The organism is Bradyrhizobium sp., assembly GCF_028868675.1.
Classification (GTDB): domain Bacteria; phylum Pseudomonadota; class Alphaproteobacteria; order Rhizobiales; family Xanthobacteraceae; genus Bradyrhizobium.
Genome location: NZ_JAGWUA010000130.1, coordinates 1 through 13,965, shown reverse-complemented (window position 1 = coordinate 13,965; position 13,965 = coordinate 1). Strand labels below are relative to the sequence as shown.

Below are 13,965 nucleotides of genomic sequence, written 5' to 3'. Positions count from 1 at the left end.
TGGCTGCCTGGCCCTGCGACCGGCGGTGCGCGAGGCTGTGCTATGGATTGGGGCTTGGGGAGGTCGGCCCGCGCCTGAGGGTCGGACCGCATGGGAATGTTAACTATTATGTTACCACATCATCCGATGGGGGCGGTCCGGCACTCCGGCCGGAGGCAGGAAACGGCGTGTATGTGGGGCAGGTCACAGATGCCCCCGTACGATTCCGGTAGGTTGAAGAATCTTGCATCACCCGTCGAACCGTCCGTCGCTTCGACCCGACCAACTTTGCGAGACGGCCATTGGGCGTGACACAGGCGGCTTCGGACGAGGTTCTGATCGCCCGGATCGCCCAGGGCGACCGCCTCGCCATGCAGGTGCTGTACGGGCGGCATCATGTCAGGGTGTATCGCTTCGGGCTCAGGCTCGTGCGCGACGAACAGGTTGCGGAAGACCTCATCAGCGAGGTGTTCCTCGACGTTTGGCGTCAGGCCGGCAAGTTCGAAGGCCGATCCGCTGTTTCCACCTGGCTGCTGGCAATCACGCGGTTCAAGGCGCTCTCTGCGCTGCGGCGCAGGAAGGACCTCGAACTGGACGATGAGGCCGCCAACGCGATCGAGGATTCGTCCGACGATCCGGAAACGGCAGTCCAGAAGAAGGATACCAGTGAGGCGTTGCGGGAGTGCCTGGCGGCGCTTTCGCGGGAACATCGGGAGATCGTCGATCTTGTCTACTATCACGAGAAGTCCGTGGAGGAGGTCGCCGGGATCGTCGGAATACCGGAGAACACCGTCAAGACGCGCCTGTTCTACGCGCGCAAGAAACTGGCCGAACTGCTGAAGGCAGCCGGCGTCGAGCGAGGCTGGCCGTGATGGCATTGAGCAAGAAGATGCTGGAGCAAGAGCCCAGTGAAATCGAAATGCTGCTGCCATGGCACGCGGCCGGCACGCTGAATGCGCGCGACGCCCGCCGCGTCGAGGAGGCGCTGGCGCGCGATCCCGGGCTTGCCAGGCAATATGCCGCGATCCAGGCTGAATACGCCGCGACCATCCACCTGAACGAAAGCCTGGGTGCGCCGTCGGCGCGCGCCATGCAGAAGCTGTTTGCGGCGATCGACGCCGAGCCGGCGAGAAAGGGCGGCGCGGGTCCCGGATTCTCCACGCGAGTGACGAGCTTCTTCGCAGGCCTGTCGCCGCGCACGCTCGCCTGGTCGGCGAGCCTCGGCGCGCTGGTGCTGGTGCTGCAGGCCGGAATCATCGGCGCGGTGCTGATGAAGAACCAGACCTCCACCTTCCAGACCGCCTCGCTCAGCACCAGCGAACCGGCGCTGACCCGCGCGCTCGGACCGCAAAAGGCGAACGTGTCCGCGCCGCACGCCCTGGTGCGCTTCGCGCCGGAGGCGCGGATATCGGACATCACCGCGCTGCTCGTCGGCTATCAGGCCACGATCGTGGACGGCGCCAAGGGCGGCATGTTCCGCCTGCAATTCGCCAAGCCGATGACCGCCGACGAGTTCGCGAAGCTGCTCGCCCGCATGCAGGGCGAGAAGATCGTCAACCTCGCCGTGGCGGCGCCGTAGAGCGCCTCGCGGGGTCATGCAGCGCCGATCCGAGAGCGGGTGGAAGGCGGCAGGCGCCGCAGCGTCGGTGGCCGTCGCGCTGCTGCTTGCGTCCTCCTGCGGCGACGAACCGGCCAACGCGCAGGCCATCATGCGCACGCCGACGATCAACATCCCCTCGCGCACGCCGACCATCAACACCAACATCGCGCCGCGCGTCAGCCCGAACATCGCCGGCAGGACCGTCAACGGCATCGAGGTCGGCGGCGCGGCGTTGCGGCCGCGACTGTCGACGGTCAATACCGCGCGTCCGGTGCTGCCCTATGCGCGCTATTCGCCCAACCTGTATCCCGCCTGCACCGCGGCCTACCGCGACGCCGACGGCGAATGCATCGACCAGCCGCTCGCGACCGCCGACGGCGGCAGCGGGGCCGGCAAGTCGGGCAAGAAGGGCGCCGGCAATGCGCGGCGCAACACGGCGCAGGCCGCGGTCAATCTGCGCACCATCCCGAACGAGTTCGTCGCCGAGCTCGACAGCGGCCTGTCCGAGAGCCAGGCCAACGAGCTCCTGCGCAGCCATGGCCTCGCGCGCGTCGCTTCGGAGACCTTTCCGCTGATCGGCGCGACCGTCGGGCTGTTCCGGATCGTCGACGGCCGCAACTACGAGACGACGCGCCGTCAATTCGCTTCGGCCGATGGCGTCAAGTGGGTGCAGCCGAACTACCGCTATCTGCTGCAGGACCAGAAGGCGGCGGCGAGCGAGGGCGATCCGGCGCAATATGCGCTGGCCAAGCTGCGCCTGCCCGAGGCGCACACCGTGGTGCACGGCGCCAACGTGACGGTGGCCGTGATCGATTCCGGCATCGACGCCCGTCATCCCGAACTCGCCAATTCGATCGCCGACAATTTCGATGCGCTCGGCGGCAAGGAGGGCGCGCATATCCACGGCACGGGCGTCGCCGGCGCCATCGCGGCGCATTCGCGCCTGATGGGCAGCGCGCCCGAGGCGCGCATCATCGCGATCCGCGCCTTCGGCGGCAGCGCGGCAGGCGCCGAGAGCTCTTCCTATGTGATCCTCAAGGCGCTGAACTATGCCGCCGAGCACGGCGCGCAGATCGTCAACATGAGCTTCGCCGGTCCGAAGGACGCCGTGATCGAACGCGCGATCGCCGCGACCGCGGCGCGCGGGCTGGTGCTGATCGCCGCCGCCGGCAACGCCGGGGCGAACTCGCCGCCGCTCTATCCGGCCGCCAATCCCAACGTGATCGCGGTCAGCGCCACCGACGCGCAGGACAAGCTGTTTGCGGCCTCCAACCGCGGTAACTACGTCGCGCTCGCCGCACCCGGCGTCGACATCTTCCTGCCGGCGCCGGACGGCAAGTATCAGATGACCTCGGGCACCTCGTTCGCGGCGGCCTATGTCAGCGGCGTCGCGGCGCTGCTGCTGGAGCGCAATTTCGCCTTGAAGCCGGAGGCGCTGCGTCAGACGCTGGCCGGGACGGCGCGCGACCTCGGTTCACCGGGGCGTGACGATCTGTTCGGCAACGGCGAGGTCGATGCCTATGCCGCAGTGATGGCCGTTCCGCTGGACGGCACGACGCCGCTTGCCGCCTCCGGTACAACAAAACGTGAAGGTGCGCCGGAGCATCGTGACGAGCAGGGAACGCGCGCCCTGCAACAGCCGTCGCTGTCGAGCGCGGCCGACAAATCCACGGTTTCTCAGGCTGATAGGCCGGCTGCGCGCTAGTTTCGCGAAGCGTGCATGCGTGGGACGAAGGTCAAAAATCGGCGCGACCGCTTTGAACGTTCGGCCGGCTCCGGCGACCAAAATATGTGGGAGCGGTTATCCCTCCCCATCAGTCATATCAGGCGCGAGCGCCCATCCACCCCAAGCGCCCATATGGCTTGACCCGTCCGGTTGTCCCCCCGGACGGGTCTTTTCTTTTCGGGCTTGGCCGTGGCTGCAGACGGCCGCCGAGGTCAGCCCCGGTCGGACGTGCGTTCACCATTGTCTTCCGGGGTTGCGTTCGCCGCGCTGCAACGCGGCCATGCGCTGGATGGCTTGACTGCGAAAGCACCACGAATTCCACGCGACTACGGCGCCCCGGGGACGGAAATTTGCGTCCTCGCTGGACAAGTCAAAACTTTTCCACAAAATAATCCCGTCACGTCGAAATTGATTCGTGTGCGTTGCGTTCCGCGTCCGTGGTCTTCTCCTGACGGGCTGGTTCATGACACATCGCCAAGACGTGGCTCGCGGCCGCGACAATGCGGCGCGCTGGTGCGCGCTCGCCGAACGGCGTCTCGATCATCTCACCGAGATGTTCGAGACCGGACGCTGGCGCCGCTACCACTCCGAACTCGCGTTCCTCGAAAACATCCAGGAAGCCAAGCGCGCCGTGCAGACCTGGCGCGCACTCGCGGCCGGCGAAGAGGCGCCGGTGACGAGCGCGCTCGGCGCGGTTGCACTGGGCTGGACTCCGGCAGCCGCCTTGCGCGATGGCGCAGGCCAGGAGCACGTCCAGACCGTGCAGCCGAAGGCCGTGCAGATCGACGCCGAAACCGCGGTCCCGGTCGAACTCGACGCGATCCCCGACGGCCTGGCCGAGACCTCCATCGCGCCTCTCGCCGAGCCGGCCGCAGCGCCCGAGCGCGTGATCGAATTCACCCTCAGCCTCGACGGCATCGAAGCGCGATATCCGCTGCTGAGGAATGCGTTTTAGTCGGGGAAAGCTCCGCCTCAGACGTTGTCATTGCGAGCGAAGCGAAGCAATCCAGACTGTCCCCGTGGATGTAGTCTGGATTGCTTCGTCGCTCCGCTCCTCGCAATGACGGCGAGCTACCGCCGCACCGCGTTCCCGCCCACCGTGAGCTGGGCGAAGCGCTGCGCGCCGTCGGCTGTGAGGTCCGTCGTCACTGCGCGCGCGTGATCGAGGCCGACGACGGCGCCGCGCGGGGTTTCCGAGATCATGTTGTTGTTGACGAGCGCGGTACCGGCGCCCGACACCACGGAGACGCCGACGCCGGCGAGCGCCTTGCGGATTACGTTGCCGGAGATCACGACGTCGCGCAAATACTTGCCCCAGCCCGCGACGATGCCGTAGGAGGGCGCGTTCTCGATCACGTTGCCGGTGACGGAAGAGTCGGCCTCGACATAGATGCCGACGCCGGCGTCATCGTCCGGCGCGGTGCCGATCGGGCGCTTCGGGATCAGGTTGCGGATGATGTTGCCCTGGACGACCGCGATGCGTCCGCCCTCGTTGAAATTGCAGACGGAGACGCCGATTGCCGCGCCGTCGACGGTGTTGCCCGCGATGATCGCGGCCTCGAAGGAGAACTCCGAATAGAGCGCGACCTCGCGCACGTCGCTGACGCTGTTGCCCGTGATCTGGATGTTGGAGGCCGAGTTGCCGCGCACCGCCGAATAGTCGCAATTCCTGATGCGGTTGCCGCGCACGATGACGTTGCCGGCACGGAAGGCGTTGATGGCGTTGCCGTACTGGCCGGAGCCGCCGGGTCCGGCCTTGATGTCCTCGATGCGGTTGTCGGCAACCAGCGTGCCGTCGTCGCCGATTGCCGTGCGCAGGATCTCGATGCCGTTGTCGTTGGTGCCCAAAATCGTGTTTCGCGACACGATCAGGCCCATGGCATCGAACGAGACCAATGCGGTGCCCGCGATGTCGGTGAAGATGTTGCCGGAGACGTCGCCCGCGACCTGCTCGAGCCAGACGCCGCTGCCGCCGCTTGCCGTGACAGTGCAATCGATGATGCGGACGTCGCGGCCGCCGAGGCAATGGATCAGGCCGCGCCGCGCCGGCAGGGCAATGGCGCCGCCGTCGAAGGTGATCCCGGTCAGCCCGATGCTGTCGCCGCCCTCGCTCTGGATCAGCGAGGCGCCGCCAGTGAAGGCGAGCCTGGTCGCGCCGCGTACGCCGACGAGTTGCGCGCCGGCGGGCAGCCGCAGCAATCCGGTCCGGTAGACGCCGGGCGGCAGAGCCAGCGGGACCTGCGCGCGCGCGGCCTCATCGATCGCGCGCTGCAGGACCCTGGTCTGCTCCTCGGTGCTGCCGGGCCGCACGCCATATTGAGTGGCGTCGCGACCGAGCACGGATGTCAGCGGCGCCGCGCGTGCGGCATCGACGGGCATGGCGAGCGCGCCGGCAACGCCCGCCGCGGAGGCTCCGATGAGATGGCGGCGATTGAGATCGGGATGGCGAGGCATGGCGCGTCCTCCGGCGGACGAGGTCCAAAACGGTCAGGTAGCGCAGAAATGCGGCGCGGCGGCCGCGGGCCGAGGAGGGGGAGAGGAAATGTTGCAGGTAGGGTTAAATGTTTACCCCAGCCGACGCACCAACCTTACCGTCTCCATCAGCATCGCTTCGCCGGCATCGACGAGCTCCTCCAGCGTGATGCGGGACGCCGTTCCCGTGCGGCGCGCGCCGGTGCCGCGTGCGAGCAGCGGGATGTGGATGAATGCCGCGAGCCGCGGCCCGCCGCCGGCTTTCACCCGCTCGATCGCGCGCCAGCTCAGATAGTTGCAGAGATAGGCCCCGGCGTCGCGCGAGGACCGCGCGTCGATGCCGGTCGCGCGCGCCGCGCGCAGCAATCGTGCGGTGTGCGGGCCGAACGTCATCGCGTCCGCCTCGCGCGCGATCGCTCCCTTGCGGGCCCGGGTGTTGGCTGCGTCGGGCCAGAGCATCGTCACTGCGTTGCGCGCGCGGGTTTCGACCCGCAGGTAGTGTGTTCGCGCGGCGAGACCGAACATCAGCAGCGCATCCGGCCCGATGCGTGCCAGCAGTTCCGGCAACTGCCGGTCGACTGCGGCGTAGGTCACGGGAAAGATGTGGCTGGCGATCGCGACATCGTCGAAGGCCGGGCGACGCAACTGTGCGAGCCGGGCCACCAGCGGCTGCGTCGGATTGTAGGGCGCGCCGGGGAACGGGCCGAAGCCGGTGAGCAGGATGCGGAGCGTGCCGCTCACTGCAGCAGCTCCATGATCTCCTCGGCGGCGAGCGACGGCGTCAGGTGGCCGTCGGCGACCTCGGCCTCGATCTTCTTCACCCTGGCGCGCACGGAAGCCTCGGTGCGCAGCCGCGACAGCATGCGGTTCTCCAGCATCGACCACATCCATTTCACCTGCTGCTCGCGCCGCCGCGTGGCGAACTCGCCGCTGGCCGTCATCGCCTTGCGGTGGTCCAGGATCTTCTGCCAGATTTTTGCGATGCCGTTGCCGGTCAGCGCCGAATAGGTCTCGACCGGCGGATGCCAGTGCTCGGAACGGGGGCTGAGGATATGCAGCGCGCCGCGATAGTCGGCGGCGGTGATCTTGGCGCGCTTCAGATTGTCGCCGTCCGCCTTGTTGATCGCGATCATGTCGGCGAGTTCGACCAGGCCCTTCTTGATGCCCTGCAGCTCGTCGCCGCCGCCCGGCAGCATCAGTGCGAGGAAGAAATCGGTCATGTCGCAGACCGCGGTCTCGGACTGGCCGATCCCGACGGTCTCGACCAGCACGACGTCGAAGCCGGCTGCCTCACACAGCAGCATCGCCTCGCGGGTCTTGGCCGCGACGCCGCCGAGCGTGCCGGAGGACGGGGAGGGGCGGATATAGGCCCGGTCGGCGGCGGCGAGCCGCGCCATCCGCGTCTTGTCGCCGAGGATCGAGCCGCCGCTGCGCGCCGAGGACGGATCGACCGCCAGTACCGCCACCTTGTGGCCCTCTTCGATGAGATACGTCCCCAGTGCATCGATGGTCGTGGACTTGCCGACACCCGGCGAGCCGGTGACGCCGACGCGGATTGCCTTTCCGGTATCCGGCAACAACATTTGCACGAGCTCGCGGGCAGCCGCCTGATGGTCGCCGCGCCGGCTCTCGACGAGCGTGATGGCGCGCGCCAGCGCGGCGCGATGGCCGGCGCGAAGGTCGCGGGCGAGGGATTTGATGTCCAGGACAGCCTTCTTCTGAATCATGCCCTGCTTTACAACGGCCGGGCGGGGCAGGCGAGAGGCCGCCCCTCTGAGATCAACTGGATGATGCCGCCCGCGCCACCGCAACCGGCTTCATCTTGCGCCAGATCCAGACCAGCACCGGCCAGAGCAGCGCGCCGATCGCCATGGCGGCGAGGATGGCGGCGACCGGCCGCTCGAAGAACGGCAATATGCTGCCGTCGGACTTGATCAGTGAGGTGACGAAGGCCTGCTCCACCATCGTGCCCATGACGATGCCGAGCACCATCGCGGCGACCGGATAGCCGTTGGCCTCCATGACGTAGCCGATGATGCCGAAGGTCGCGACGGTGACGACGCCGAACATGTTGTTGCCGATCGCGAACGAGCCAACCGCGCAGCACAGCATGATCACCGGCATCACGGTCGAGCGCGGGGCGCGCAGCACATAGGCCGCGAGCCGGATCATGGCGATGCCGAGCGGGATCATCAGGATGTTCGCGATGATGAACATCAGGTAGATCGCGTACATGCTCGACGCCTTCTCGGTGAACAGCGTCGGTCCGGGGTTGAGGCCCTTCATGTAGAGCACGCCGATCGCAATCGCCGCGATGGTGTCGCCGGGAATGCCGAACAGGAGCGACGGCACCCAGCCCGACGCGATGCTCGCATTGTTGCTGGCGCCGGCCTCGACCAGGCCCTCGACGTGGCCGGTGCCGAACTTCTTCGGCTCCTTGGAGAAACGCTTGGACATTGCGTAGCTGACCCAGGCCGCCATGTCGGCGCCGGCGCCTGGCAGGACGCCGATGATGATGCCGATGATGTTTCCGCGCGTCATCTGCCAGTGGTACTTCTTCGTCAGCGCCCACTGTCCGGCCATGATGCTCCCGAACTTGCGCCGCGGGATCGGTGGCGGCTCCGGCGTCAGCATCGCGCGCATCACCTGCGCGACGGCGAACACGCCGACCAGCGCCGGAATCGGCTCGATGCCGCCGAACAGGTCGGTCAATCCAAACGTGAAGCGCGGCACGCCGCCGGGATTCTCGATGCCGATGCAGGAGACCAGGAGCCCGATGAACATGCCTGCGATCGCCTTCACCGGCGAGGAGCGCGCCACCAGCGTGGCGCACATCAGGCCCAGGAAGGCCAGCCAGAAATATTCGAAGGTCGAGAACGACAGCGCGATCTCGGCGAGCGGCGGCGCCAGCGCCATCAGCGAGACCGTGCCGGCGATGCCGCCGACCGCGGAGAACCACACGCCGGCGCCGAGCGCGAGCTCGGCCTCGCCCTTCAGCGTCATGGCGTAGGCTTCATCGGCATAGGCTGCGGACGCAGGCGTGCCGGGAATGCGCAGGAGCGCGCCGGGAATGTCGCCGGAAAAAATCGCCATCGAGGATGCCGCGACGATGGTCGCGATCGCCGCGATCGGCGACAGATAGAAGGTGACGGGGACGAGCAGCGCGGTCGCCATGGTGGCGGAGAGGCCGGGCAGCGAGCCGATGACCAGCCCGTACACGGAGGCCGCCAGCATCGCGACGATGACCTCCCAGGTCGAAATCAGCCTGAAGGCCTCGATCAGGGTATTGAGCATGGCGTCACCAGGGCATCGGCAGGAGACCTGCCGGCAGCGGCACGCGCAGCAATTTGCCGAAGATGAGATGGATGCCGATCGGCGCAAGGGCCGCGAGCGGCAGCGCGAGCTTCCACCTGGCGCCGAGCGCGGTCGAGGTTGCGTAGACGATCAGCGCCGCGGTGATGATGAAGCCGAGCCGTTCGGCCGCGATCACGTAGAACAGCAGGAGCGCCGGCGGCAGCAGGGCGCGCAGGCCGTAGAATCGGCCCGGCGGCGGCGCCGCCTTGGCCTGGCCTTCCTCGACCGGGACCAGCTCCTCCTCTTCCTCGAAGGAATGGCCGATGCCGAACACGATCGCGAGCCCGCAGAGCGCGAGGCCGGAGCCGATCACGAGCGGAAACACGTTGGGGCCGACCGGCTGGCCCGGCACCGGCGGCAGCAGCCAGCCGCCATAGGCGGCGGCCGCGCCGAGCACGACGAGGAACGATCCCGTGACGGAGTCGGGAAGACGCATGTTCAGTCCTTCAAGGAAGCCGAAACCAAGCGGGCCCTGAAATTAGGTCTTGGTCAGCCCTGCGGCTTTCATCGCTTCGCCCATCTGGGCGTCGCCCTTGTCCATGAAGGCGGCGAACTGGCCGGCATCGCCCCACACCGTTCCGAAGCCGCGGTTGCTCATGAAGTCCTTGAACTCAGCGGAGTCGTAGACCTTCTTCAGGGATGCGGTGAGCTTGGCGGCGATCTCCGGCGGCAGGCCTTTCGGCGCGCCTATGCCGCGCCAGGCGCCGGTCGAATAGTCGATGCCCATGGCCTCCTTCAGCGTCGGCACGTCGGCGAAGATCGGGTTGCGGGCAGGCGCCATGATGGCGAGGCTCTTGGCCTTGCCGGCCTCGATGATGGCGCGCGCTTCCGGCACCGAGCAGGTGGTGAGGTCGAGGCCGCCGGCCGCGAGGTCCTGCATCGCCGGCGCGGCGCCGTTCGACGGCACCCAGGCGACCTGGTTGGCGGGCAGGCCCATCGCCTGCATCCAGCCGACCAGTGCGAGATGCCAGATGCCGCCTTGGCCGGTCCCCGAGGCCTTGAACTTGCCCGGAGGCGCCGCCTTGATCGCTTCGGCCAGTTCCTTGACGGTCTTGTGGGGCGAGGTGGAGGCGACCTGAATGCCCGGCGGGTCTTCGTTCATCAGCGCCAGCGGCGTGTAGCTCCTCGGCGTCAGTTCGGTCAGGCCCTGCCAGTGCATCATGGAGATTTCGACCGTGAGCATGCCGATCGTGTAGCCATCGGGGTTGGCGGTTGCGATCGCGGAATGGCCGACCACGCCGGAGCCGCCGGTGCGATTGATCACGTTGAAGGGCTGGCCGAGGTCCTTTTCCAGCAGCGCCGCGACGATGCGCGCGGTGGCGTCCGTGCCGCCTCCCGCGCCCCAGGGCACGATCACGGTCACGGGACGGGCGGGATAGGCCTGGGCGAGCGCCGGCTTGAATCCCAAGGCCGCACCGGCCGCGGCGGCGACGGTCGAAGCCGCAAACGTGCGGCGCGTGATCCTGGACATGAGATGCCTCCCAGCGGCGCCCGTAGAACCGGGCGCTCTTGTCGATCCGCCATTCTAGGCAGCTTTGCGCCGCGGCCGCAAGGTAGCGCTACCAATCTGACCGGGGCTGTGGGAAAGCACGTGCCGCTCGGGCGACGGCGCCTTACGGCGCGTCATCCTCGTCGTCCTTTGGCCGTGCGCCGCCAAAGATCCGCGCGCCCTCCGGCGAGAGGTACGGCTTCAGCGCCTGCCACGGCACGAAGGCGACATACCCGCCCTCGGCATAGGGGCCGACCGCGTAGGGCGGATAGTGGAAGGTCAGGCCCGAGCTTTTCCCGACCTCAGTCGACGGCGCAAGCGTCACCGCGCCGATCTTCAACAGGCTCGGCTGCAGGTCCTTGAACCAGTCGTTGGCGGTCGTATCGGCGTCGCGCTTCTTCTTCTCGACCTTGAGCGAGGCGATCACGCCCTTCAGCATCGCCTTCATGGTCGCGCCGTTGTCGGCGGTCCCGGTGAAGAACGGGCGGATCGAGATGCGTTTCGCCGCGGCCTTGTCCCACAGGATGGTGTTGACGTCCGAATTGGGATGCGCGCCATGGGTGTCCATGTAGTCGGTGCGAACCACGCTGACATAGCGGTCGGCGACCACCGAGCGGACCGCATATTTGCGCTCGAACTCCCAGCCACCGTTCTGGAAGAACTGCGGATCCTGCTTGCGCGTGGTGGCGGCGTCGGCCGCGCTCTTCTCGATCCACCTTTGGCCCTCGGCGAGGCTGTCGGCTGATAGTGCGGGATCGGCCTTGATCTTGTCATCGAGCAGGACGCGAGCCTCGATGTTGCGGTTCTTGACGATGGCGTCGGGTTTGGGGTCGGCGGCGAGGGCGGGCGAAACCAGTGCGAGTGACGCGAGGATTACGGCAAGCCCTATGAGTGCCGATCCACGCGCCCGGTTCATGCCGTCCGGCCTGTTCATTGGATTCGTCCGTCCCGTCCGTTTGCCGGTGAAGAATGTGCGCATGGCCATTGGACGCGACGGATCGCAACGCGTTCAATCAGAGATCGCACGACGTTTCCGCGAAGGCTACGCCGCCGCCTCGCTATGCCCGAGCCGCGTGTTGAGCTTGCGGATCAGTTCCTCGGCGGCGTCAGCGATCACGGTGCCGGGCGGGAAGATGGCTTCCGCGCCGGCCGCATGGAGCGCGTCGTAGTCCTGCGGCGGCACCACGCCGCCGACGATGATCATGATGTCGTCCCGGCCCTGCTTCTTCAGCGCCGCCTTCAATTCCGGCACCGCGGTGAGATGAGCGGCGGCGAGCGAGGAGACGCCGAGGATGTGGACGTCGTTCTCGACCGCCTGCCGCGCGGCCTCGTCGGCGGTGGCGAACAGCGGCCCGATGTCGACGTCGAAGCCGATGTCGGCGAACGCCGAGGCGATCACCTTCTGGCCGCGGTCGTGGCCGTCCTGGCCGATCTTGGCGACCAGGATGCGCGGTCGGCGGCCTTCCGCCTCCTCGAAGGCGTCGATCAGCGCCTGCACCTTCTCGACCCGGTTACCCATGGCGGATGCCTCCCGCTTGTAGACGCCGGTGATGGACTTGATCTCGGCGCGGTGGCGGCCGAACACCTTTTCCATCGCGTCGGAAATTTCGCCGACGGTGGCCTTCGCCCGCGCCGCGTCGATCGCGAGCGCCAGCAGATTGCCGTTGCCTTCGCCGGCCGAGCGGGTGAGCGCGGCGAGCGCGGCCTCGACGTCCTTCCGGTTGCGCTCGGTCTTCAGCCGCGTCAGCTTGTCGATCTGCAGCCGGCGGACGTTGGTGTTGTCGACCTTCAGGATCTCGATCGGCATCTCGTCGGTCGGCTTGTACTTGTTGACGCCGATCACCGCCTGCTTGCCGGCGTCGATCCGGGCCTGTGTCTTGGCCGAGGCCTCCTCGATGCGCAGTTTCGGCACGCCGGCCTCGATGGCTTTCGCCATGCCGCCGAGCTCCTCGACCTCCTGGATGTGGCCCCAGGCCTTTGCGGCGAGATCGCGCGTCAGCCGCTCGACATAATAGGAGCCGCCCCAGGGGTCGATGATCCCCGTGGTGCCGCTCTCCTGCTGCAGGAAGAGCTGGGTGTTGCGGGCGATGCGGGCGGAGAAATCCGTCGGCAGTGCCAGCGCTTCGTCCAGCGCGTTGGTGTGCAGCGACTGGGTGTGGCCCTGCGTCGCGGCCATCGCCTCCACGGTCGTGCGCATGACGTTGTTGAAGACGTCCTGCGCGGTCAGCGACCAGCCGGAGGTCTGGCAGTGCGTGCGCAGCGACAGCGAGCGCGGGTCCTTCGGATTGAAGGGCTTGAGCAGCTTCGCCCACAACAGCCGCGCGGCGCGCATCTTGGCGACTTCCATGAAGAAGTTCATGCCGATCGCCCAGAAGAACGACAGGCGCGGCGCGAAGCGGTCGACGTCGAGGCCGGCGGCCAGGCCGGCGCGTAAGTATTCGACGCCGTCGGCGAGCGTATAGGCGAGCTCGAGATCCTGCGTCGCGCCGGCCTCCTGCATGTGATAGCCGGAGATCGAGATCGAGTTGAACTTCGGCATCCGCTGCGAGGTGAAGGCGAAGATGTCCGAGATGATCCGCATCGACGGGCTCGGCGGATAGATATAGGTGTTGCGCACCATGAACTCTTTCAGAATGTCGTTCTGAATGGTGCCCGAGAGCTTTTCCGGCGGTACGCCCTGTTCCTCCGCGGCCACCACGAACAGCGCGAGGATCGGCAGCACCGCGCCGTTCATGGTCATCGACACGCTCATCTGGTCGAGCGGGATGCCGGCGAACAGCGTGCGCATGTCGTAGATGGAATCGATCGCGACGCCGGCCATGCCGACGTCGCCGGCCACGCGCGGATGATCGGAATCATAGCCGCGATGGGTGGCGAGATCGAAGGCGACCGAGAGGCCCTTCTGGCCCGCGGCGAGGTTGCGGCGGTAGAACGCGTTGGAATCCTCCGCCGTCGAGAAGCCGGCATATTGCCGCACCGTCCAGGGCTGGTTGACGTACATGGTTGGGTAGGGGCCGCGCAGGTAGGGCGCAATTCCCGGCCAGGTGTCGAGGAAATCGACGCCGGCGAGATCGGTCTCGCCATAGGCGGACTTGACCGGAATGCCCTCGGGCGTCAGCCACGGCTCGGCGCGGCCTGCGGGGGTGGCGGTTGCGGTTCGCTCGAAGGCGAGGTTGGCGAAATCAGGGATGCGGCTCATGGTTCCAACTCTATCACAGGTCGGCGCTTAAGGCCTCAATCGTGGTCCGGATGCTGGTGGCTGACGATGGTTGCCATCTTCTCCGGTCCGTAATTCTGCAGCTTGGTCTGGCTCGGCAGATTGGCGATGCCGACCACCCAGCCGAG

General features: G+C 67.3%; 12 protein-coding genes and 1 pseudogene. 4 read left to right on the top strand and 9 right to left on the bottom strand.

Going from position 1 to position 13,965, the window contains the following annotated elements:
* Positions 1 to 281: 281 nt before the first annotated feature.
* The 4 genes from KGM94_RS16965 to KGM94_RS16950 all read left to right on the top strand — a co-directional run bounded on the left by KGM94_RS16965 (position 282) and on the right by KGM94_RS16950 (position 4,260).
* Entirely contained in the window at positions 282 to 851 is a 570-nt protein-coding gene (locus KGM94_RS16965; RefSeq protein ID WP_300261565.1) for a sigma-70 family RNA polymerase sigma factor, read from the top strand.
* The gene (locus tag KGM94_RS16960; protein WP_300261561.1) at positions 848 to 1,558 is read left to right on the top strand and encodes a hypothetical protein; all 711 of its coding nucleotides are present in this window, start codon (positions 848 to 850) and stop codon (positions 1,556 to 1,558) included. Before KGM94_RS16965 ends, KGM94_RS16960 begins: the two co-directional genes overlap by 4 nt.
* Before the next feature lie 16 nt (positions 1,559 to 1,574).
* A complete protein-coding gene (locus KGM94_RS16955) occupies positions 1,575 to 3,284 on the top strand; it encodes a S8 family serine peptidase (protein ID WP_300261558.1) in 1,710 nt (569 codons plus the stop codon).
* A 484-nt stretch (positions 3,285 to 3,768) separates the two neighbouring features.
* Entirely contained in the window at positions 3,769 to 4,260 is a 492-nt protein-coding gene (locus KGM94_RS16950; protein ID WP_366526251.1) for a TIGR03809 family protein, read from the top strand.
* A 116-nt stretch (positions 4,261 to 4,376) separates the two neighbouring features.
* Here KGM94_RS16950 and KGM94_RS16945 read toward each other — a convergent pair whose 3' ends face one another.
* From KGM94_RS16945 to KGM94_RS16905, 9 genes and pseudogenes are all read right to left on the bottom strand, one after another.
* Positions 4,377 to 5,759 (bottom strand): TIGR03808 family TAT-translocated repetitive protein, encoded by a 1,383-nt coding sequence (locus tag KGM94_RS16945; protein ID WP_300261554.1) that lies wholly within the window; start codon positions 5,757 to 5,759, stop codon positions 4,377 to 4,379.
* 111 nt (positions 5,760 to 5,870) lie between these two features.
* On the bottom strand, positions 5,871 to 6,518 hold the full coding sequence (locus KGM94_RS16940) for a pyroglutamyl-peptidase I (RefSeq protein ID WP_300261551.1): 648 nt from the start codon (positions 6,516 to 6,518) through the stop codon (positions 5,871 to 5,873).
* Positions 6,515 to 7,504, bottom strand: a complete 990-nt coding sequence (gene meaB, locus KGM94_RS16935; protein ID WP_300261548.1) for a methylmalonyl Co-A mutase-associated GTPase MeaB — start codon at positions 7,502 to 7,504, stop codon at positions 6,515 to 6,517. Before meaB ends, KGM94_RS16940 begins: the two co-directional genes overlap by 4 nt.
* Before the next feature lie 52 nt (positions 7,505 to 7,556).
* Entirely contained in the window at positions 7,557 to 9,071 is a 1,515-nt protein-coding gene (locus tag KGM94_RS16930; protein WP_300261545.1) for a tripartite tricarboxylate transporter permease, read from the bottom strand.
* Positions 9,072 to 9,075: 4 nt separating this feature from the next.
* Positions 9,076 to 9,567 carry a tripartite tricarboxylate transporter TctB family protein gene (locus tag KGM94_RS16925; RefSeq protein ID WP_300261542.1) on the bottom strand — a complete coding sequence of 164 codons (492 nt, stop codon included), beginning with the start codon at positions 9,565 to 9,567 and terminating at the stop codon, positions 9,076 to 9,078.
* Positions 9,568 to 9,609: 42 nt separating this feature from the next.
* Positions 9,610 to 10,602, bottom strand: a complete 993-nt coding sequence (locus tag KGM94_RS16920) for a tripartite tricarboxylate transporter substrate binding protein (RefSeq protein WP_300261539.1) — start codon at positions 10,600 to 10,602, stop codon at positions 9,610 to 9,612.
* Positions 10,603 to 10,744: 142 nt separating this feature from the next.
* A complete protein-coding gene (locus tag KGM94_RS16915; protein ID WP_300261536.1) occupies positions 10,745 to 11,554 on the bottom strand; it encodes an RsiV family protein in 810 nt (269 codons plus the stop codon).
* Positions 11,555 to 11,662: 108 nt separating this feature from the next.
* Complete coding sequence (gene scpA / locus KGM94_RS16910) at positions 11,663 to 13,819, bottom strand: methylmalonyl-CoA mutase (protein ID WP_300261532.1); 2,157 nt, start codon at positions 13,817 to 13,819, stop codon at positions 11,663 to 11,665.
* A 35-nt stretch (positions 13,820 to 13,854) separates the two neighbouring features.
* Positions 13,855 to 13,965, bottom strand: a pseudogene (locus KGM94_RS16905) (GFA family protein); the annotation flags it as partial.